Origin of the sequence: Pseudoalteromonas sp. MMG010, from assembly GCF_018100905.1 — a bacterium.
Classification (GTDB): Bacteria; Pseudomonadota; Gammaproteobacteria; order Enterobacterales; family Alteromonadaceae; genus Pseudoalteromonas.
Genome location: NZ_JAGJEG010000001.1, coordinates 444,473 through 466,408, shown reverse-complemented (window position 1 = coordinate 466,408; position 21,936 = coordinate 444,473). Strand labels below are relative to the sequence as shown.

Below are 21,936 nucleotides of genomic sequence, written 5' to 3'. Positions count from 1 at the left end.
ATGGGCTTGTTATCGCTAAGCGAGTTATCACCACAAATAAAACAGTATTTAATGATAACCACTAATTATTGGGCATTTACTTTAACCGACGGCGCGCTTCGTATGCTGGTGGTTTTGTATTTTCATCAATTAGGTTACAGCCCCATTAAAATTGCTATGTTGTTTTTATTTTATGAAATATTTGGGGTAATAACGAACCTTGTCGGTGGTTGGTTAGGGGCTCGATTGGGCCTTAATAAAACTATGAATATAGGTTTAGCGCTGCAAATAGTCGCACTTAGCATGTTAGCAATACCTGCCGATATGCTATCTATGCTGTACGTTATGATGGCACAAGCATTGTCGGGTATTGCCAAAGATTTAAATAAAATGAGTGCAAAAAGCGCTATTAAATTATTAGTCCCAGGCAATGCCCAAGGGAAATTATACCAATGGATTGCCATTTTAACCGGCTCTAAAAATGCCCTTAAAGGCGTTGGCTTTTTTATGGGAGGATTGTTACTTACTTTACTCTCTTTTAAAGGTGCAATCATTTTAATGGCGAGCATGTTGAGTGTGGTATGGGTGATTAGCTTAATCGCATTAAAAAATGATTTAGGTAAGGCATCTGCAAAGCCCAAATTTAATGATATTTTTTCGAAAAGTCATAACATAAATGTGTTATCCGCAGCGCGTATGTTTTTATTTGGCGCGCGTGATGTGTGGTTTGTGGTTGCCTTACCGGTATTTTTAGCCGCCACTTTTAATTGGGATCATTGGTGGGTTGGTGGCTTTATGGCTAGTTGGGTGGTTGGTTATGGTATTGTGCAATCGTTTGCACCTTTTATAACAGGGAAACACCAAGGGCGTGTACCACAAGGGAACACCGCTGCAATATGGGCAAGTTATCTAACCTTTATTCCTGTATTGATAGCGCTGGCTGTATATTTTAATTTTTATATTCAAGCTAGCATTATTATAGGGTTACTTATTTTTGGTGCTGTTTTTGCTATAAACTCATCATTACACAGCTATTTAATCGTCAGCTATGCAGGCAATGATGGCGTATCTTTAGATGTTGGTTTTTATTATATGGCCAATGCAATGGGGCGCTTAATTGGCACAATACTCTCTGGTTGGGTTTATCAAGCTTATGGCTTAGTCGCTTGTTTATGTATTTCGAGTGTGTTTGTGGCGATCGCTGCGATTTTATCGCTACAGCTAAAACCTAATCGCGTTAGCGATTAGGTTTTACATCAATAATATTTTAATTAAAAGCGAAGAGTTTTGTTTATATTCTAGCCGCCTTTTTTGCTGGCGCTTTGACTACCTGATAACCATTATGGGTTTTCACATAATACACATTTTTATACTGGTAGTAGTTTTGCTTATTATAAGAAACTAGCTTTGCATTTTTCGGTAATACTTTAATGTTTAACCCTTGTGGTGGGGGAGTCATTATGTATTTAGCATTTTTTATCATGTAGAAAATGCCATCAACTACATTAAATTTATTACCGTTGTATTTAACAACCGTGGCAGCAGGCAGTGTGTGCTTCTTATTTACTTTTACCACTACATTTGGGCTTACTTTTGCCTTTACTTGCTGCTTATGGGTGACACCTTTGTTTGGTTTATCATGATAAGCATTTGCAAACGCCATTTGTGCTGACAAAAGAGATACAAGTATTGTTGGAATTGCGAATTTAAGTTTCATCATATTTACCTTAATAAGTGATAGTACATGTTCGATACTAGGCTTTTAAAATGAACATAAACTGAGTATTGTTTTACCGAGGATTAGCTTTACTTTGTTTTACCTAGCTTGACGTTTCTTTACTTGTTATGGGCAAATCTCGTATTAACAGGGCGTGGTATTTCATTTTTAAAATTAAATGAGTGTCATTACTGCACATCTATACGGACACTATTTTTTGCATCGCGCCGCGTTATAAAAATGAAATATAGGATATCGATGAAGTCTATCTTTTTAATTAATGTAGTTTGTTTTTTAAGTATCATCTTGCTTGCGTGTACTGACAATAAACAGATTGCTGATCCTGATTTTATCCCCCAAAATAAACACAGTCGGTTTTCATTAAATAACGCTCCGGTGGTGCTTATTGATGAAAAACATCATAACTTTTTAACGTTATCTGGCCGATATAAACCATTTTATGATGTATTGGTTAGTGATGGTTACAACGTACAAAAAAGCAATGCGACGATCAACGAAGCCCAGCTAAATAAAGCGGACATTTTAGTCATTGCAAATGCACTTGATAAAAATAGGCACGACTGGCAGCCCCCCTATAACAACGCATTAAGCGCTAAAGAAGTGGCAGCAATAAAACAGTGGGTATTACACGGAGGCTCACTTTTTTTGGTGGCCGATCATGCGCCTTTCCCACGGTTTATTAAAAATTTAAGTGATGAATTTGGTTTTGAGTTTAGCAATGGCCATGTAGCCAATGCACAGTTTAATCTTAATAATAAAACGCTGACTGCTCATGTTATAACAAAGCCAAATGATATTAAAAACCCAGCCCGCTTTGCTCCATCACTTTCATGGCCAGTATTGCGCCGGAATAGGTCAAATTATGTCGATCATGTTCGTACATTTGGTGGTTCTGCATTTAAACCGCCAGCAAAGGCGATTTCGCTGTTAACTTTAGGCGATGAGGCTGTATCTGTTATACCCACAATCCCGTTTAAAATTAATAGCCAAACACCCAGGGTCTCTATGAAAGGCTGGAGCCAAGGGGCAATCCTAAAAATAGGTAAGGGGCGGGTTGCGGTATTTTCCGAAGGGATGATGTTTTCGTCTCAAGTAGAGGTTAAAACCGGTGATAAGTTTGGTTTAACATCGCCTGGTGCAGACCAAAATGAACTGTTTTTATTAAATGTAATGGCCTGGCTGTCAAAAGAGATTTAACCTTAAATTAAAGCTAATTTAAGGTTAAATATTGATTAGTGTTTAGTGTTTACAAACGCAATAGTGTAGCGATGAAGTAGTAAAGTTACTAATAGATAAACAACACTGAACAATAACGTCGTACTCTCACTCTTCGCTTCAACGACCTTCACGGTTATAGCCATTTGAGCACCATACCAAAGGCATAAATATATACCAATTACATTACTGTTTTTGCTTAAGTTTGCAATCACAAAGCTTGCTAACACACCTGCGCTGATAACAAGGCTAAACTTTAATGCAAGTAGCCACTGCCACGCTGGCTCTGAATTTATTAATAAACAAAATACAAAACAGAGCACGGCTAATAATATTGTGACTTTATAGGTGCTATAAGCCAGTGCTAACTTAGCTTGAGCAATACTGTTGTAAATGGGTAAGGTATACAGTAATTCCCATGATTTAGTGCGCTGGGCTTTACTCCAGTGAAAAAACATAAACAGCGCCAAAATGATATTACAAAGTATAAATAAAGCGTGCTCTGAAACATCGTAAAATTGGTTTACGCCGAGCGCAGCAGCACTGATAAAAAGTAATAAAATAAGGTATTGCGATAAAGCTGGACCAACAAAATAACTTAACGGAAAAAGGAATTTATTTAAGTGGGCGAGGTTGGTCAGTGGGAGTTTATCTGGCAGTGGCGACCAACCTGATTGCACCCCATTAAGGTAATTCGCTAAAGCATCATGCTTAAATGCATAAGCTAAGCCTAACTTTTTATTAAAAAGTAGTAAGGTTAAGCATATAACAAAACCGGTTGGAGCAAAAAATAATGGCGTTTGTTCACACACTATAATCAGCAAAATAGCCAGAGTGAACGTGATGTAGCAGGCGGTAGTAAATAAATGCGAATACACTCTACATAAAAACCACAAGCTTATTCCTAATGCATTGGCCATACCAAGAGTGGCTGCTAAGTGTACGTTTTGTATAAATAAAATATTACACATCATCAGTATGTTGATAAGCAGTAGTATGATTTTTCCTTGTTGCATTACATGCTCTTGGTAACCAACAACGAGGCTTTGCCATTCTGTTGCTTGCATTTTAATACTTTGTTGTGCCAACGCGCTGTACATGCACACAATGGAAAATAGTGTCGCCATATTAAGTGCGATTGGATCGAGGGCAACCAGTAAAGGTGACAGCAAGCTAGCAAATAACGCGGGGATAAAGTAGCTAGCAACACCGGTATCTTTTACCCAAAAGCTTATCCAGCCTTTATACCATGCTCTGGGGTCTTTTATACTCATGTATGTAACTCCACAAACAATTGTTCTAACGAGAGTGAAGTAACCGTTAGAGCCCCCTCAATGTCCTGATTATTATAGTGTTCAATAATGGCACTATTGGCTTGACGACTTAATATTTTAAAGGCCGATAAATCAATGTTTGGATCGCTAAATGTCACTTTTCGTATTGTTTCACGCACCGCATCTTGCTCGTTAAATAATAACAACTCGCCGTCTTTTATCAGTGCTATATGACTGGCAACACGCTCAATATCTGAAGTGATATGCGATGAAAATATAATCCCCGATCCTGCATCTAACGCTAAATCAAATAGATCACTCATAAATTCGCGTCGTGCAATAGGGTCTAGGCTCGCGACGGGTTCGTCTAGTATTAACAGTTGCGGACGATAAGCCATAGCCATAATCAGTGCCAGTGTTTGACGTTGGCCAATTGATAAGTTATTTACAGCGCTGCTAGCTGATAGCTCAAAGCGCGTTAACCATTTTTCTTGTAGTTGCTTATCCCATTGCGGGTAAAAACTACTGTGCAGCTCTAATGCATCGTCTATGGTAAAGCCTTCATAACCAAAAGCGTGTTGTGGCACATAGCCTATTTTTTCTTTGCTGCTTGTTGAAAGTGCATTACTTGGATTTGAAAAAACACTCACCTCTCCGCTATCTGGTGTTACTAAGCCTAATGCACTGCGCAGTAGTGTGGTTTTACCCGCCCCATTTTTTCCTAGTAAACCAATCACCATGCCTGCATGTATATCTAAAGAAATGCCTTTTAGTATCGTTTTAGAGTTTATTGTTTTAACTATATTTTTATAACTAAGTAATGGATTTTCCATGATGACTATTTCCAGCGTTTTTTTATTAATTGTAATAAGGCTGTTTGCGATACGCCCAATTGTGTTGCTTGTTGAATGAGTTGATCTGCTGCATTAAAAAGTAAGCTGTCTTGTTGCTCATTTGTTTGCATTGTTGTTTGTGGTGCAACGCGGGTAGGTTGTCCTCGGCGTCGTTCTAGCCATCCTTGATCAACCAGTTGGCTAATAGCACGTGATACTGTCATTGGATTAACTGCAAAATGTTCGGCAATTTTTCGTACCGAAGGCAACTCTTCACCCACAGCAAGTTGGCCGCCGACAATTAATCGCACGGTTTGCTCTTGAAGTTGTTTATAAATGGGGTCGCCATTATTAGGGTTGACATTAATAAATTCTAGCATTACTCTTTCTCTACTGTATTAATACATTAATACACCGATACACTAAGTTAAAGTTATCATATTGAGTGTAAAAAGCAACAAGGGAAAAGGTAATGAAAACCATGTTTAATTTACGTAAAACGTTATCTAAGCTAACGTTAGTATCTGCTTTAATGCTAAGTACAAGCACTGCTTTTGCTAATAAAATCGCACATAACGAATTAGAGCCCTGCTATATGGATGGCCTGGATGATAGGTTAATGTGTGGCAGTATAAAACGCCCTTTATCGGATAACCCCGATGATGGTGAGATTGATATTCATTTTGCTATTATTCCAGCGATTAAGCCAAGCTACCCAGATGAAGCAGTACTTGGATTTGCTGGTGGCCCAGGGCAAGGAGCAATTGAACTGGCTGCAGTTTTTAACCGTAATTTACGCTTTGCTAGAGAGTCGCGAGATATTTTATTGGTTGATCAACGTGGTACTGGTTTCTCCCATAAACTGCAATGCGAAAGCGATGATTTAACTAGCCAGTTTGCTTTTAATGACGTGATCACCGATTTAAAAGTGCTAGGGGCTGAAGAAACGCTAAAGTGTAAAAACAAACTCAACATTGATTTAAGCCACTTTACTACAAGCGTTGCGGCAAAAGATTTTGAAGCTGTAAAAAATGCCCTAGGCTATAAAGGCTTACATTTATATGGTGTATCGTATGGTACGCGTATAGCACAAGAGTACACTCGCCAGTTTCCTGAGTCAGTTTTAAGTAGTACTTTAGATGGGGTCGTGGCAATGCAACAAAGCTTAGCGCTTATTGGTGATGCGGTTGATGACTCGTTAACGGCCTTATTTACCCGTTGTGAAAATACGCCACGTTGTAATGCGCAATACCCCGAATTAAAAAATCAGTTTAATACTTTATTGGCTCAATTAGACGCCAATCCAGTTACTACCCAAGTAAAACATCCTCGAACATCTGAAAATATTGAACTGGTGCTGACTAAATATAAGCTATATGGTGCGATTCGTATCGCGCTTTATAGCCAATCAATGCGTGCTCTTGTGCCATTAGCAATTAGCGAAGCAAAGCATGGTAATTATGCGCCTGTTGTTGGATTAATGTCGGGTGAAGGTCTTTCAAATCAATTGGCTATGGGTATGCATAATGCCATTGTATGTAGTGAGGATTGGCCATTAATGCAAAAAAATCGTGAACTTTATACGCAATCTTATATGGGGGCATTAATGGTGTCAGGTTTTGACGTTATGTGTCCGTTGTTAGATGTCGCGCTCGTCGATGAAGCGTTTTATAAACCACTGCAAAGTGATACCCCAACGCTGTTACTTTCTGGTGGTCGAGACCCTGCAACTCCGCCAAGCTGGGCAGAGCTTGCGATGGTTAATATGACTAACGCAACTCACTTAATAGCGCCAACGGCTACTCATGATGTTGGCTCACAAACATGTGCACCTAAAATAATTGCCCAGTTTATTGCTAATAAAAGTATGCAAGATATTGATACTCAATGTATCGAAGATAAAAACGATAAAGCATTTTTTATTAATATAAATGGCGCAGCTGCAGCCACAGCACAAAACAAGGAGTAAAAGATGATTAAAGTAACCGACTTAACTAAAAAAATTGGCGACGTTAACGCCCTTAACGGCTTAAGTTTTAGTGCTCAAAATGGTCAAATAACGGGTTTATTAGGGCCTAATGGCGCAGGTAAAACAACGTGTTTACGCACTGTTTTTGGTTTGCTAAGTGCAGACTCTGGTCACACTGAAATAGATGGAATTGATGTTGCAAAAAATCCAATGGCAGCAAAACAAAATTTAGGCTTATTTCCCGATCCTTGTGGTTTATACGAGCGTTTAACACCAAGAGAGTACATTACTTTTTTTGCACAACTCAGTGGCTTGTCATCTACTAAGGCAAAAGCAGCGACACAAGATGTTATTGCAAAATTAAGCATGGAAGACATTGCCGATAGGCGCTGCCAAGGCTTTTCCCAAGGCCAACGTATGAAAACCGCACTGGCACAAGCCGTCGTTCACAATCCTTCTAATGTTATTTTAGATGAACCAACGCGTGGTCTTGATGTGATGAGTACGCGTATTTTAAGAGAGTTATTAAAGCTGTTAAAAGCGCAGGGTCATTGTGTTTTGTTTTCTTCGCATGTAATGCAAGAAGTTGCGGCATTGTGTGATCATGTTGTCATTATGGTTAAAGGCAAGGTCATCGCCGAAGGTTCGGTAGAACAGTTGTGCGAAAAAGCAGGTAAAACCACCCTTGAAGAAGCATTTATTGCGCTTATTGGTAGTGATGAAGGAATAGCAGCATGATTAACTTACTTAAAGTGTTATATAAAAAAGAAGTACTTGATGCCAGTCGCGATAAGCGTTCGGTAATGGCTGGGCTTTATTATGCGATTGGTACACCAATAGCCATGTGCTTATTATTAAGTGTATTACTGCAGCAGCTTACCTCGCCAGAAGGTTTAAAAATAACCCTAATAAATGCAGAGCAAGCACCGAGTTTAGTTGCGCATTTAAAAACGAATGAAATTGACAGTACTGATGATAAAAATGATGCTCAATTAAAGCCTATCACTTTAAAGATAAGCGATGATTATCAAAAAAATATGCGCGAAGGGCATCCTGCAACAGTGACGTTAATTGCAGATAAATCTAACGATAAGTTAGGCAAGCATATAAGCCGTATTGAGCGAGCATTGGCAAGTTATAACAGTGAAGTGGCTAGTCTACGGTTAATTTCACGAGGGATAGACCCTTCAATTATGCGTACTATTGCAGTGCAAACTCATGATGAAGCGACACCAGACTCAAAAGGGGGAATGTTTTTAGGCATTGCTACTTTATCTATTATTTTAACGGTTTTTTACGCCGCAATGAATCTGGCAATTGATACCAGTGCCGGTGAACGTGAGCGTAATTCGTTATCTTTATTGTTAAGCCACCCATTAAGCAGCTTACAAATTGTGTTAGCAAAATCGGCTGCAATCGCCACATTTTCGATGATAGGGCTCGTACTGATACTAATTGTCTCTAAAATTACTTATGGTTTGGTGCCATGGGAGCAACTTGGTTTTAGTATTACAATTACGCCTACTTTTATGCTGTTTTGTTTTGCCGTGTGTTTACCTATTGCATTAATGTCGGCAAGCCTACAAGTGTTTGTGTCGTTTATGGCAAAGTCGTTTAAAGAAGCGCAGTCGTACGTCACAATGGTATTATTTATTCCCATGGCACTGAGCATGGTAACAACCTACGACATTGCAACCGATATCATTCAATGGGTGCCAATTGCAGCGCAGCAATATGCACTTATTGAGTTTATTAAAGGCAACCCAGTACCGGTACCGCAATTAGTGTTATCTACGCTTATCACTGTCGTACTGTTTGCTGTATTTAGTTGGCTAAGCAGTAAAATGCTTAAAAGCGAAAAAGTGGTATTTGGGTTATAAAACAAAAACCAACACAATGAATATAAAGCCCATAGTGCAATGCATTATGGGCTTTTTGTTTTTTAAAGCGAATTTGCTACGTTAGATTTGGCTTTATTAACGTTGTTAAATACAAATAAAACGATGGCGATAATGGCCGCAGAAACACTGCAAAGTAAAAAGACGACATGGCTACCACCTTCAATAAACTCTATAAATGAGGTTAAGAATTGCCCAGAGAAAACCGCCATAGTGAAATACGACAGGTTACGACCCCTTACGTTTTCTTTGCTTCGTAGTACGGTCATATGATTAAGCAATGGAATGGTAAACCCAAAACCAATACCTGCACATATTGCGCCCAGTACTAAAAGCCACGTTGCCGCTTCAAAACTAAAACAAAAATAAGCAAAAGCATAAAAAATAAATGCGCTGGCAAGCAGAGGTGTTTCGCCGAATTTAGGTTCTAACTTCGGTAAAAAATGAGCCGAAAGTACAGCGACTAACGAAATAAATGCCAGTAAATAGCCGGTTTGTTGTTCGTTATACCCTTGCTCTGCCATACTGATTGGCAATAAAACGGTTGAAGTAAAAAAGATCACCATGGCCAAAGTGGCACAGATTAACACCCCCGATAAGCTCAAACCCGTGATTGATGTAGTGCTGTGTTGCTGAACGTCCTTTGTGGGCTGCTGTAGTGATGGAGGATTTTTAGGCACAAACAAGTACAGCATTGCTAAAAATAACCAAGCCAATAAGTATAAGCTTAAAGGTAATCCCCAATGCGCAGCGGCAAGTTGTCCACCTAAAAATAAAAAGATAACCCCACCTAATTCAATTGCCATTCCTTGTTTTGCCATCATTGCAAGGCGTTGCTGGCCGACATACCACTGTGAAATAAGTACGGTACCACTGGCCATTACCAACGCGGTGGCGGCACCGAGTAATAGTCGGTCTAAAAATATTAACACGGTGCTTTGTAACCAAAATAAAGCAATACCGAATGCGCCATATAAAATAAGGCCAAAAGTTAACGCTGAATATGCACCATATTTATCAATAATTTTTCCGGCAATAGGCGCAAATATCACAGCACCAAGAGCAGGTAAAGTAATAAGCCATACAGGGCTGTGTGTTACCCCAAGTGCTGTTGCAATACTTAATAAGCCCGGAGCAATAACCGAGCCCACCATAATAGTTAAACTGGCAATGCATAATAAGGTGTAGCTGCCAAAAGGGGAGAGGCGTTTCATTTTATTTCCTTGTCGGTTGATACTGCACTGTTAAAAGTCATAGCAATAACGATAAAAATAATGCTGACCAAAGCCACGCCCGGCCAAGCAAAGTAGTCGTAGGCGCGAACACCTGCGATAGATCCCACTGCGCCACCTAAATAGTAACCCAGCATATAAACTCCATTTATACGGCTTTGCGCTTGAGGGTTAATCGAAAATACACGTACTTGGTTGGCAACTTGTGCACTAAACACACCAAAGTCGATTAAAATAACCCCAATGATTAACGCAATTAAACTGTGGCTATAAAAGCCGGTAATGACAAAGCCAATAGCCAGTATCAATAAAGCTAACATCACTAGCTTTTTTGATCCTAACATATTGACCCATCGGCCTGATGCTTTTGCTCCTATGACACCTGCTAATGCTATCACGCCAAAGAGACCCGCCTGTTGTGCATTATAATTAAAAGGGTCTTGGCTAACATGGATTGCTAAAGTGGCCCAAAGTGCATTAAACGCAGCAAACCAGCTGGCGCCCGAAAAAGTAAATAGTCGTAATTGACGGTGTTGTTTAAACAGGCTAAAAGTACTTTTTAATAGTTGCCTATATGGTAACTTAGCCGTTGCAGTATTGTGCGGTAAAGCTTTATATAGTAGTAGACCAAATACACTGGCTAATAATGCCGCCATTATAAAAACGGCGCGCCAACCAAAGTATTCAGCCACGCTTCCGCTGAGGGTTCTTGATAATAAAATACCTAAAGTTAAGCCCATCATAAGTGTGCCCAGCGTCGCCCCTTTTTCCTCAGGTTTAACCATAGAGGCTGCAAAAGGAATGAGCTGCTGAGTAATGTTGGCACTTAAACCAATTAAAAATACCGCTATTAGTAATAAGGTAATATTGGGCGCGCTAAAAGCAATGACACAAGCTGTGATTAGTAATAACGATAACCAAGCAATTAATTGACGTCTGGGTATCGAGTCGCCCAGTGGTGAAATAAATAATAAAGCTGCAGCATAGCCAAATTGGGTTAACGCAACAATGCTACCAGTGCTTGAAGTTGATAAATTAAACTCCAGTGCAATTAACGGTAATATAGGCTGCGCATAATATAAGTTAGCAGCAGTTGCTGCAATTGCAGTGCTCATTAGTAATAACAGCGCTTTACTTATTGAAGGTGGTGTGGGCATAACATACTCAAGTGAATCATCATGGGCCCATTATAGATAAAGTCTTTTTATAACAAAAATAATAATATGGTATTTAATTGATAACAAAAATGAATAGATCGAAGGTTTATTTATGATTTAAATTTTAATTTGAGATTTAACCCCACCTTAACCATGCTCTTAATACACTGCAATAATGATATATTTTAGGCATAGCTAAATGGTTTATTTTAAACAGCATTCAATAATAATGATGCTTACAGCAGCGTTCACGCTAACAGCGTGCAGTAGCCAACCTAGTTATCAAGGGCCAACTACTGAGGCGTCATTACAGCAGCATAGTCAGTGGCAATATCAACAAGATAACGCTGAACAAGCAAATTACATTACTGATTTAGTTGAAGTACAAGGGCTAAGCGAGTTAATCAACCAAGCGCTAAAAAATAACCCCTCACTCAATCAGGTGCATGTAGCACTTAAATTGGCTTATGCACAGCGAGATGTAACCGCTGCAAGTCAATGGTTTAGCATAGATGCGGGCTTTGATGCTCAGCGTAGCGAAACCAGTGGTACTGAGTATAGCAGTTCGATTGATGTTAGTTGGGAAGCCGATATCTGGCAAAAAATTGCAGATAATGTTGCCGCCCAAGATATGACAGTGGCAAGTGAGCAAGCCACGCTACAAGCGGCAAAAGATACGTTAGTTGCAACAGTGATCCGTACATATTTAAATATTATTTTGCAGCACGATTTACTTGCTATAGAGCAACAGCGATTAGTGGTACTAGAGAACAATGAGCAAAGTATTATTGAACGCTACCAATACGGATTAGAAGATTTAGAAGATCTCGATACAGCGCGAACCGATACCGCCTCTACTCGCGCTACCATTGCACAGTATCAAGAAGATCTAGCTCAGGCAAAGCGCGCATTGGTACTCTTACTGGGTGTAGATGAAATAGAAAAATTACCGACTATCAGCTCATTTCCTAAAGTTATGCAGCCATTAAGTGCTTTACCTAAACAAGATTTAGCGCGTCGCCCAGACTTACAAAGTGCATATTATACTATTCAAGCTAAGCGTTATTTGGTTGATGTGGCGTATAAAGATTTATTGCCAAGTATTTCATTATCGGCGTCATTAAGTGACTTAGCCAAAACACCACGACAAGCGTTATTAACCAGTCCGGTATGGAGTTTATTAGGCGGTATAACAGCGCCTTTATTTCAAGGTGGGGCATTAAAAGCACAAGTCGAGATAGCTAAATTAGATGCAGAAGACGCATTTTGGCAGTATCAAGATACGTTATTAAGTGCAGTAAACGAAGTTGAAAATGCTTTAGGTCAAGAGCAATCATTAACCGAGCAACAACAACATATAACACGTGCACTTGAAAATGCTAAGCGCAGCTACAGCAACTATCAAAGTAAGTATCAACAAGGTTTAGTCGATATTTTAGAACTGCTTAGCGTACAGCAGCAAATGTACGACTTACAAGCACAACTCAGCCAACTTAATTACACCCTTTTAACTAACCGTATAGATTTAGGCCTTGCTTTAGGCCTTGGAGTATCGTCATGAAAATTGCGCCAATCCCTGTTGTTGTAACCTTAGCCGGTATTGTTTGTATAGGGCTTGCGATTGCTTATAACGGCCACAAACTAGAGCAAAGAGCGAATGCCCCTAAGCCTGAGCCTATAATCGCAATTGCGCCTAATGTGTCGGTGATTAATGCCGTACCTAATACATATCAAGCGTATGTAAGTGGTCACGGCGCAGCTAAGGCGCATTGGGCTTTAAATTTAACAGCACAAGTGCAAGGTGAAGTGCTCAGCATGAGCGAACAATTTGCAACGGGTCAGTTAATTAAAAAAGGTCACGTTATTGCCCAAATAGATAATACCGAATACTTACAAGCTGTTGCTAGCGCGAAAGCCACCTTGGCTGAGGCACAATATACCTTGCAAGAAGAGCAAGACTTAGCCGATCAGGCCAAGCGTGAGTGGCAACGCTCGGGTATCACGCAACAACCAAGCTCGCCATTAGTTTTTAGAACATTGCAGCTAGAGGCTGCACAAGCCAGTGCTGATAATGCTAAATATGCCTTACAAACGGCTCAGCGTGACGAAAAAAATAGCCATATTAGCGCTCCGTTTGATGCAGTTATTTTAACGCGTGATATTGATTTAGGCGCTTATGTTAGTGTTGGTGATGCGATTGCAACATTAAATAGTACAGATAAAGTTGAAATAAGTGTGCCGTTATCATTAAACCAATGGCAAAATTTAGTCGATAAAAGCACGTCTGACGTACTGTTACGTGATGTAACCACAGGCACTCAGTGGCGAGGTTATATCGATCGTTTTGAGCAGCACCTTGATGACAGCTCTCGCCAGCGTAGTGTTGTTGTGGCAGTTGATCAACCTTTTAGCCAGCCTACGCCATTACTCCCTGGTACCTATTTAGCAGTAGAAATACCCGGTAAAACATTAGAGCAAGTTATCAAACTTCCGGCATCAGCGGTGTCGCAAGATGGGCTTATATGGTATGTGAACGAGAAAAACCGCTTAGCCAGTAGTGTGGTAAATAAAGTATTTGAGCGTGGTGATTACATTTATATTTCCCCCCTCGCTGGACAAAATTCACTGCAAGTAGTGGCTCGACCTTTAGTTAGTTACCTCAACGAAATGCAAGTTAACCCTGTGGTTGAGGAGATGCCATAATGAATACGCAACAGACTTCTAACTCCTCTCATAGTGGGCCATTAAACGGTGTTATTAGTTGGTTTGCTAATAACTCCGTTGCGGCAAATTTATTGCTGATCAGTGTCATTATCATGGGCATAATTTCGCTTTCTACTCTACGAAAAGAAGCGTTTCCTAGCCTAGAGCCAGATACTATCTCTGTTTCTGTGGTATACGACAGCGGCGATGCATTGCAAGCTGAAGAAGGGATTGCATTAAAAATAGAAGAAGCATTAGAAACAGTACCAGGGATAAAGCGGATCACTTCAACATCTGATGCCAGTGGCAGTCATGTGAGTATTGAGAAAAAAACCGATTACTCTCTTGATGAACTGCTCATTGATGTAAAAAATCAAGTCGATGCTATTAATAACTTTCCAAGCGACGCTGAACAGCCTGTTATCGACAAAGCACGCAGACAAGATCATGCAATATCGCTGCAGCTTTTTGGTGATGCTGATCGTCATACATTACAAAATTTAGGCGAAAAACTAAAAGCAAACTTATTAGCTCAGTCAGGGATCAGCGATGTAGAGCAAACCGGTGTTTTAGACCCTATGATGTCGATAGAAATCGACGAAGGGAAATTACAAGCCTATGGTTTAACGTTTAGTGATATCAGTGAAGTGATCAACAATGAATCATTGAGCCCATTATCAACAAGCTTACGCGACAACAATAAAATTATTCGTCTTAAAGCGGCAGACCAAGCATATTGGCAGCGTGATTTTGCCAATATTGTATTATTGACCAGTGACGCGGGTACACAGATAAAGTTAGGCGATGTGGCTACTGTAACCGACACTTTTGCCGAAGATACCAACTCGCTAAGTCGTTACAATCAACACAATGCGGTGGGCATTGAAATTTTAATGGATGAAAATAGTGACATTACAGCCATTGTTGAGCAAGCACATAATGTAATTGATTCGTGGCACGAAAAGGGCTTATTACCCCAAAATGTACAGTTAGAAAGTTGGTACGACAAAAGTACCTTGATCACTGAACGTTTATCGCTGCTTACTGTAAATGCAGTAACTGGAATAATCATGGTGTTCGTTATTTTGGCCATATTTTTAAATGTTCGAGTTGCATTGTGGGTAGCTGGTGGCTTGCCATTTGTATTTTTTGGTACCCTTTATTTTATGACCGACAGTTACGCTGGATTGACCATAAATGAAATGACCACGTTTGGCTTTATTATGGCGCTAGGGATTGTTGTTGATGATGCCGTAGTTGTTGGAGAGAGTATTTATACCACGCGTAAAAAGCAGGGCGATACACTAAATAATACCATTTTAGGTACTATGAAAGTGGCTGTACCCACTATATTTGGCGTGTTAACGACAGTGGCCGCTTTTGTTGCACTGTCCAATGTATCAGGCAACTTGGGCCAAATTTATGCACAATTTGCCACTGTCGTGACTATTTGTTTGTTACTTTCAGTGGTGGAATCAAAACTTATTTTACCTTCACATTTAGCTCATATCAGTACAAAACGTGAGCTTAAATCGGGTATCAGTGGGTTATGGTCAAAGGTACAACATGCTGCCGATAGTGGGTTAAATTGGTTCAGTACTAAAGTGTATCGACGTATTATTGAGTACTCACTACGCTTTAGGTATGGTGTAATTGCCGCGTTTATTGCTTTTTTTATTTTTGTCATTGGTATGCCATTAACGGGGTCGGTAAAAGTGGGCTTTTTCCCAAGTATTGTCGGTGATACGGTAAGTGCTGAGCTAGTGATGCAAAATGATGCCGCTTATGGACAAACCAATGCCAACCTTTTGGCCCTGGAACAAAGCGCAATGAAAGCACAGCAAAACTTAATGGATAAATTTTCTTCTCATGATAGCGAAATTACCAGCTTACAAGTAATAAGTAGTAGTGATACTAGCGGGACTGTTACTGTAGAGCTATTAAACGAAGGGGAATTTACCGCAGCCGAATTTGCCAAAGAATGGCAGCGTATTGCGGGTATGCCAGAGGGTAGTAAAAAGTTACAAATATTAGCCACCCGTAAGATGGTCGACAACTTTAAAGTAGAGCTTAAAGCGTGGGATGACGAAACCGTAATGGCAGCAGGTAAGCTATTTAAAACACGGTTACAAAATACTGCGGGGGTGAATGGCATTGACGATAATTTAAATCCGGGTCAACCGCAGCTTAAATTCACTTTAAATGCACAAGGGCGTGCTTTAGGTATGGATACGGCCAGTTTATCGCAACAAGTTTTACAAGCTTTTGGTGGTGCAATTGTACAGCGTTATCAGCGTGATAAAGACGAAGTGAAAGTGCGTGTACGTTATCCTGAAAATGCTCGTAAAACGCCAGCCGATATTATGCAGTCTCGTATTCGTTTGCCCGATGGCACGGTTGTACCATTAGTTAACGTTGCAACTATAAACAGTGAATATCAACAAGATGAAATCACGCGTATCGATGGTTTACGCGCTATTTATATTAGTGCGCAAGTCGATAAAAATGTTATTGCATCAAATGTATTAGTCGAAAATTTAAATCGCGATCTGGTGCCTGAACTCACTGCGCAATTTCCTAATTTAACCATTCATTTTGCCGGTGAAGCCGAGCAACAAAGCGAAACCACAGGCTCGATGAGCACCATGTTTATTGCGGCAATGTTGGTGATTTATGTACTACTGGCTATTCCACTGCGTTCATATATTCAGCCGGTGCTTATTATGGTGGCCATACCGTTTGGTATTGTGGGGGCTATTTTGGGGCACTGGTGGAATGATCTTACTATCAGTATATTATCGCTTAATGGTATTTTGGCTCTTAGTGGGGTGGTGGTTAATGATAGCTTACTTTTAGTATCACGTTATAATGAGCTGATAAAAGAAGAAAATATGAATAATCATGATGCCATAGTTGAGTCGTGCACTAGCCGTTTACGTGCCGTGTTACTGACTTCTATTACCACCTATGCTGGGTTAGTTCCGCTTTTAGGTGAAACTTCTTTGCAAGCGCAGTTTTTAATTCCGGCAGCGGCATCATTGGGCTATGGTATTTTGTTTGCCACCGTAATTACATTAATTCTGATCCCTGCATTGCTCATGATACAAATAGAAGTGAAACAATTTATACGTCGTATTTTCCAGTTACTGGGTGTTATTTCTAGCGAAAAGGATGTCCTTGCGCATGATTAATGTTTTATTAGTTGAAGACGATATTGATTTAGCCACTACAATTGTTGATTATTTTGATATTGAAGATATTGTTTGCGATCATGCTAGTAATGGTGTGATGGGGTTAAATTTAACGCAAATTAACACCTACAACATGATTATACTCGATGTAAATATGCCTAAAATGGATGGATTTACTTTGTGCAAAACACTGCGCGAACAAGGTAAAGATATTCCAATTCTTATGCTAACTGCACGAGATAGTTTAGACAGTAAACTCGAAGGCTTTGCTGCAGGCAGTGATGATTACTTAGTTAAACCTTTTGCTATGAAAGAATTGATTGCACGCGTTCAAGTGCTTTCTAAGCGTAAAAGTGGTGAAGTTAAGCGCCTAAATTTGGCTAACTTAAAGCTAGATTTAACTCAGCACATTGCTAGTGTGGCTGAGCAAAATTTAAAATTATCGCCTATTGGTTATAAGTTGCTCGAAACTTTAGTTCGCAGTACGCCTAAAGCGGTATCTCGCCATGAAATAATGCAAGCTATATGGGGTGAAGAGCAGCCAGATAGTAATAGTCTTAAAGTGCATATTTACCATTTACGAAAACAACTAGAAGGAGCAATGGCTGAGGTGAAACTCGAAACAGTACCTAACCTTGGTTTTGCTATTGTTCCACAAACAGGAATTAAGCCGTGAAGATTAGGCTAAGCCTTAGGCTTTATTTTTTGGCAAGTATGCTGGTGTTAGGCTCTTTAATGGCTCTTGGTTATTCATTATTAAGCGTGAATTACTATATTGATGGGCTTGATAAAGGGATCAGTGGCGTAATGCGTCAGCTTGCGCGTACCACTGAAATTACTGAAACAGAACCTAAGCATGCTTTAGGCTTTACTATTGCAAGTCGTTGGCAAGATATGCCACCGATTATTCAACAGCGTTTTTCCCCCCCCGTACAAGTGGGGGTGCTGCATAAAACAAAAGATCAACCATTTATTTTTTCACTGCCCACCAATTTATTTTTTGTTGTTCGTTATCTAAACTCAGAAGGTGAAACACGTTATGTTTCGCGGGTTATGCTAGAAAATGATAGGCCTAAATTACATGCCAATGCGCAATCCAAAGAACGTATTTTATTAATCGCAATTACAGCTATTGTTGCAATTACATTGTTTACATTTGTTTTATTAATCATCATGAAAAAAATAGCTAAGCCGGTTGAGTCATTAAAAAACTGGGCTAAGTTATTAAATAAAAACAATTTACAGCAGAAAATACCTGACTTTAAATATAGTGAGTTAAATATATTAGCGAGAATAATACGTAGTAGTTTACTTTCGGCGCATGACACGCTAGAGCGCGAGCAGCGCTTTTTAAGCTATGCTAGTCATGAGTTACGTACTCCTATTTCTGTGATCCGCAGTAATGTTGAGCTTCTCAATCGATTAAGTGAAAAATATCCGCTACATGAAAAACAAACTTTAACATTACAACGTATTGAGCGGGCAGGTTTAACAATGAGCGATTTGACTGATACTTTGTTGTGGCTTAGTCGCAATGAAGAGCGTCATAATCAACCTGAGTCAATTAAGTTACATGAAAAAATCACGATTTTAAGTAACGAATTAACCTATTTACTCAATGCAAAACTGGTGGATGTACAGATCTGTGTCGATGAACAAGTCGAGATCATAACTGATGCAACAGCCTGCCATATTGTGCTAACAAACTTAATACGTAATGCGTTTCAGCACACGCAACATGGACAAGTTGAGATAATCCAGCAAGGTAGTCGAGTCACAATTATAAATACCAGTACCAATACTGATTTAAATGCATCGATAAAACAAAATACAGAAAATGGCTATGGGCTTGGATTACAATTAAGCGAAAAAATAATCAAACGTCATAAATGGGTATATGAAATAAACGACCAACCTGGACGTTATCAAGTGTTGGTTGATTTTAGCTAACTGATTATTGGCATTGTTTTACATAAAAGGCATGAGTAAGGGTACCCATGCCTTTAAATTTTAAGCCAGTGAGTAAATACTGACTAACTTATAAATCACTGCGCCAACCCATGCCTGATTCCTCCATTAAGCGCTCGTATACACCTTCGATATTAAGTGGTAGCCAAGCTTTATATTGTTTTAAGTCTGAAAACTCTTCAAGTTGAACATGTTGTTTGATTTCATCTAAGCTTTGCCCAGCTAATGCTCCTGCTGTTACTTGGCTGTAAAGCTGTTCGATATAACTAAGGTAACGCGCCACATCGGCTTTATTTCCTATATCAGCGTGGCCACCGACAAAGGTGTTAAAGTCATATTTAAGCACCGCGTGAGTTGAGTTAATCATACCTTGAATATCGTAACTCCAAAGCTTTTGCCAAGGCATTCGGCCAATCACTATCCAATCAACAACAAAGAGTGTTTTTTGTTTTTCAAATAAGATACTGATTGAGCCACGGCCATCGTTAGGGCCATGGTAGTTAAGTTTTACTGTTGAATCGCCTAAGCTAAGTGTTAGTTCGTCTTCAAAAGTAAGGCTAGGCATTACGGTTTGCATATGTGTGTTTTTAATATCTTGTGCGGCAAGTTTATGAGCCACAAAGGTGGTGTGCGGGCTTTTAAATACTTCACTGCCGTAAATATGATCACTGTGATTATGGCTATAAATGACATATTTAACAGGTACATTAAAGCGGGTTTTAATTTGTTTTTTTAACCATGTCGCCGCTGCTTTATTTAATGGGTCGGTAACAATGGCCCCTTGCGGTGTTATTAAAAATATTGAGCGGTGGCGATCATCAATAAAGCGGTGTAAACCATCTCCTAAATCTTCAATTTGGTAGGCATTTGCAGCCATACCAGTAACAAATAGGAGGGTTAATAGGGTGCGCTGAAAAATTTTATACATTCATATTCTCTTTTACTTACAGTGATAGTAAAGATGAGTGTGTGAAACCATAAAAAATTTCAGCTAATGTATTTTTATTATTACTTGGCTTGCGGCGAGTCTTTTGCATACATTTTTTTAAATGCATCATAAACCGCCAAATGAAGTGTATCGCCATGATCTAATTGTTCAAAATAATTAAAATATACATGTGAGCTATTACTTAACGAGCTGGCCACTTTGCCATGAAGCTGCTTAGCAACACGCTCCATTAATGGACCTTCTTTACCTACCGCAATATAAACCGATGCAGGCTCGGTACTGGGTTTAAATTCTGTCGCCAATAATTGCTCATAATCCCACCATAAGCTTGGACTGACAATAATATAACGATTAAACATATTGCTGTGGTTAAACAAAATTTCGGTGGCTAATAGCCCACCTAACGATTGACCAATTAAAGTGCTTTGCGTAGATGTTTTAAAGCGTTGGTTAATAAGTGGTTTTAATTCATTAGTTAAAAACGAAATAAACTGTTTAGCGCCACCGTGAGTTGGTAAATCTTTTTTATCTAATGGGTGTTCGCTTGGGGTTGTAAAGTCGCGTTTTCTATCAACATTAGCAATGCCTACGACAATCGAAGGGGGTAGCATATTTATCCACGAAAATGTGCCAAATTGTACTATCCCTGCAATATGAACAAAGTCTTCATCGTGTGAGCCATCCAGTAAATAAATAACCGGGTAGCGCTGTGGTTTGCTTTTGTCATACCCACTGGGTAAGTAAACATTAACCTTACGGTTCTCGTTAAGTATTTTAGAATCAAAACGTAAAGTGGTGGCAAAATCAAACGGGGTTTCGCTAAGGGTTGATGTGTGTGCTTGAGGGGCAAACACACTGCTAATTAATATGATAACGCTTAGGAATGATATTTTTATTATTTTCATAGTCAACCTACATTAATAAATGATCAGCGACTGCTAACCCTTAAATTTTAAGTATAGCAAAGGGAGGGAAGCGATCATAACAGCGCCAAGTAAAATACTTGGCGCTTTATTAATCTAGTTTTAGTGCAAGGTACTGAACTTGTTCTTCTTTAATTTGCGGTAAAAAGTAAATACTGTGGTATTTAAAATACTGCTGCGCATTAATTACAACGGGTTCTACATCAATGGGTAAAGCTGGGTAATACTCACCTAATTGATAGGCAGTTGCGTCAGTTGGTTTATCTAAATATGGCTCGTTGACGACTTTATAATCGTTACCCACGGCAATGTAATAAATCCCATGTGCTAAAAAATAAGCGGTATTACGAAAAAATATGCGTTTATGGTTTCTAGGTAAATGTTTAATACGCAAGCCTACAGGCGGGTGCATAGGTACATATCCATGGGCCATCTTTTTATAAAATAAGCCATCGTTAAATCTAAAACGTGCATTACCAAAGTGGATTAAAGTGCCTAAATTAAAGCTGTTGTGTCGTATGGCGTGACGATTATAAAGCGGTTTAAATGAACGCGGTTGCTTTTTTAACTGCTTTACTTTTTTACGTACTAACTTCTTTTTCTCGGCTTTGATCTTTTTAGCTTTAATCTTTTTAGCTTTAATTTGTTTTGTTTTTACTTTGTTTACTTGATGCTTTTTAGACTTATGGTTGTTAAGTTTTTTTTCTGGGTTATTTCTTGCCTCAGAATTTAAAGAAGACGCCACAGATGCGTTTGCAAAAACAGCTAACAACAATAGAGTAGGTAACTTAATAATAGCGTTCATAATCTAATCCTCTTTTAATTTATACATTGTATTTTAGAGGCTCAAACTGAATGTTAACTGACATGTGTTTTTTCTTTACACTCTTTACATTTATTTACGTCA

At 39.2% G+C, this 21,936-nt stretch carries 19 protein-coding genes; 10 read left to right on the top strand and 9 right to left on the bottom strand.

The window, feature by feature from the left end:
• Window positions 1-1,227 (top strand): organoarsenical effux MFS transporter ArsJ, encoded by a 1,227-nt coding sequence (arsJ, locus tag J8L70_RS02185; RefSeq protein WP_211053830.1) that lies wholly within the window; start codon window positions 1-3, stop codon window positions 1,225-1,227.
• Between the two features lie 43 nt (window positions 1,228-1,270).
• Here the strand turns inward: arsJ and J8L70_RS02180 are convergent, their stop codons facing one another.
• Window positions 1,271-1,696 carry a DUF6515 family protein gene (locus J8L70_RS02180; RefSeq protein WP_211053829.1) on the bottom strand — a complete coding sequence of 142 codons (426 nt, stop codon included), beginning with the start codon at window positions 1,694-1,696 and terminating at the stop codon, window positions 1,271-1,273.
• A gap of 258 nt (window positions 1,697-1,954) precedes the next feature.
• Here J8L70_RS02180 and J8L70_RS02175 point away from each other — a divergent pair, with 258 nt between their 5' ends.
• Entirely contained in the window at window positions 1,955-2,914 is a 960-nt protein-coding gene (locus J8L70_RS02175) for a DUF4350 domain-containing protein (RefSeq protein WP_211053828.1), read from the top strand.
• Window positions 2,915-2,949: 35 nt separating this feature from the next.
• On the opposite strand, the gene J8L70_RS02170 is transcribed toward J8L70_RS02175, so the two are convergent.
• The 3 genes from J8L70_RS02170 to J8L70_RS02160 are packed head-to-tail and all read right to left on the bottom strand — an operon-like array spanning window position 2,950 to window position 5,419.
• Window positions 2,950-4,206, bottom strand: coding sequence for an ABC transporter permease (locus tag J8L70_RS02170; RefSeq protein WP_211053827.1), 1,257 nt, complete (start codon window positions 4,204-4,206; stop codon window positions 2,950-2,952).
• Window positions 4,203-5,039, bottom strand: a complete 837-nt coding sequence (locus J8L70_RS02165) for an ABC transporter ATP-binding protein (RefSeq protein ID WP_211053826.1) — start codon at window positions 5,037-5,039, stop codon at window positions 4,203-4,205. Before J8L70_RS02165 ends, J8L70_RS02170 begins: the two co-directional genes overlap by 4 nt.
• Before the next feature lie 5 nt (window positions 5,040-5,044).
• A complete protein-coding gene (locus J8L70_RS02160) occupies window positions 5,045-5,419 on the bottom strand; it encodes a GntR family transcriptional regulator (protein ID WP_211053825.1) in 375 nt (124 codons plus the stop codon).
• Between the two features lie 92 nt (window positions 5,420-5,511).
• Between J8L70_RS02160 and J8L70_RS02155 the strand changes: the two genes are divergently transcribed.
• The 3 genes from J8L70_RS02155 to J8L70_RS02145 are packed head-to-tail and all read left to right on the top strand — an operon-like array spanning window position 5,512 to window position 8,888.
• Window positions 5,512-7,008 carry an alpha/beta fold hydrolase gene (locus tag J8L70_RS02155; RefSeq protein ID WP_211053824.1) on the top strand — a complete coding sequence of 499 codons (1,497 nt, stop codon included), beginning with the start codon at window positions 5,512-5,514 and terminating at the stop codon, window positions 7,006-7,008.
• Between the two features lie 3 nt (window positions 7,009-7,011).
• A complete protein-coding gene (locus J8L70_RS02150; protein ID WP_211053823.1) occupies window positions 7,012-7,746 on the top strand; it encodes an ATP-binding cassette domain-containing protein in 735 nt (244 codons plus the stop codon).
• Entirely contained in the window at window positions 7,743-8,888 is a 1,146-nt protein-coding gene (locus tag J8L70_RS02145) for an ABC transporter permease (protein WP_211053822.1), read from the top strand. The genes J8L70_RS02150 and J8L70_RS02145 overlap by 4 nt, the downstream gene beginning before the upstream one ends.
• A gap of 62 nt (window positions 8,889-8,950) precedes the next feature.
• Here the strand turns inward: J8L70_RS02145 and J8L70_RS02140 are convergent, their stop codons facing one another.
• Window positions 8,951-10,120 (bottom strand): MFS transporter, encoded by a 1,170-nt coding sequence (locus J8L70_RS02140; RefSeq protein ID WP_211053821.1) that lies wholly within the window; start codon window positions 10,118-10,120, stop codon window positions 8,951-8,953.
• A complete protein-coding gene (locus tag J8L70_RS02135) occupies window positions 10,117-11,253 on the bottom strand; it encodes an MFS transporter (protein WP_211053820.1) in 1,137 nt (378 codons plus the stop codon). Before J8L70_RS02135 ends, J8L70_RS02140 begins: the two co-directional genes overlap by 4 nt.
• 241 nt (window positions 11,254-11,494) lie before the next feature.
• Here J8L70_RS02135 and J8L70_RS02130 point away from each other — a divergent pair, with 241 nt between their 5' ends.
• From J8L70_RS02130 to J8L70_RS02110, 5 genes are read left to right on the top strand one after another with little or no spacing between them, the layout of a single operon-like run.
• Window positions 11,495-12,856 carry a TolC family protein gene (locus J8L70_RS02130; protein WP_211053819.1) on the top strand — a complete coding sequence of 454 codons (1,362 nt, stop codon included), beginning with the start codon at window positions 11,495-11,497 and terminating at the stop codon, window positions 12,854-12,856.
• Window positions 12,853-13,998 carry an efflux RND transporter periplasmic adaptor subunit gene (locus tag J8L70_RS02125; RefSeq protein ID WP_211053818.1) on the top strand — a complete coding sequence of 382 codons (1,146 nt, stop codon included), beginning with the start codon at window positions 12,853-12,855 and terminating at the stop codon, window positions 13,996-13,998. The genes J8L70_RS02130 and J8L70_RS02125 overlap by 4 nt, the downstream gene beginning before the upstream one ends.
• Entirely contained in the window at window positions 13,998-17,189 is a 3,192-nt protein-coding gene (locus J8L70_RS02120; RefSeq protein ID WP_211053817.1) for an efflux RND transporter permease subunit, read from the top strand. Before J8L70_RS02125 ends, J8L70_RS02120 begins: the two co-directional genes overlap by 1 nt.
• Window positions 17,182-17,865 (top strand): response regulator transcription factor, encoded by a 684-nt coding sequence (locus J8L70_RS02115; RefSeq protein ID WP_211053816.1) that lies wholly within the window; start codon window positions 17,182-17,184, stop codon window positions 17,863-17,865. The genes J8L70_RS02120 and J8L70_RS02115 overlap by 8 nt, the downstream gene beginning before the upstream one ends.
• Before the next feature lie 38 nt (window positions 17,866-17,903).
• Window positions 17,904-19,139, top strand: a complete 1,236-nt coding sequence (locus J8L70_RS02110) for a HAMP domain-containing sensor histidine kinase (RefSeq protein ID WP_211053996.1) — start codon at window positions 17,904-17,906, stop codon at window positions 19,137-19,139.
• An 88-nt stretch (window positions 19,140-19,227) separates the two neighbouring features.
• On the opposite strand, the gene J8L70_RS02105 is transcribed toward J8L70_RS02110, so the two are convergent.
• The 3 genes from J8L70_RS02105 to J8L70_RS02095 all read right to left on the bottom strand — a co-directional run bounded on the left by J8L70_RS02105 (window position 19,228) and on the right by J8L70_RS02095 (window position 21,834).
• On the bottom strand, window positions 19,228-20,085 hold the full coding sequence (locus tag J8L70_RS02105) for an MBL fold metallo-hydrolase (RefSeq protein ID WP_211053815.1): 858 nt from the start codon (window positions 20,083-20,085) through the stop codon (window positions 19,228-19,230).
• 80 nt (window positions 20,086-20,165) lie between these two features.
• Window positions 20,166-21,011, bottom strand: coding sequence for an alpha/beta hydrolase-fold protein (locus J8L70_RS02100; protein ID WP_211053814.1), 846 nt, complete (start codon window positions 21,009-21,011; stop codon window positions 20,166-20,168).
• 109 nt (window positions 21,012-21,120) lie between these two features.
• Window positions 21,121-21,834, bottom strand: coding sequence for a DUF6515 family protein (locus J8L70_RS02095; protein ID WP_211053813.1), 714 nt, complete (start codon window positions 21,832-21,834; stop codon window positions 21,121-21,123).
• Window positions 21,835-21,936 lie beyond the last annotated feature (102 nt).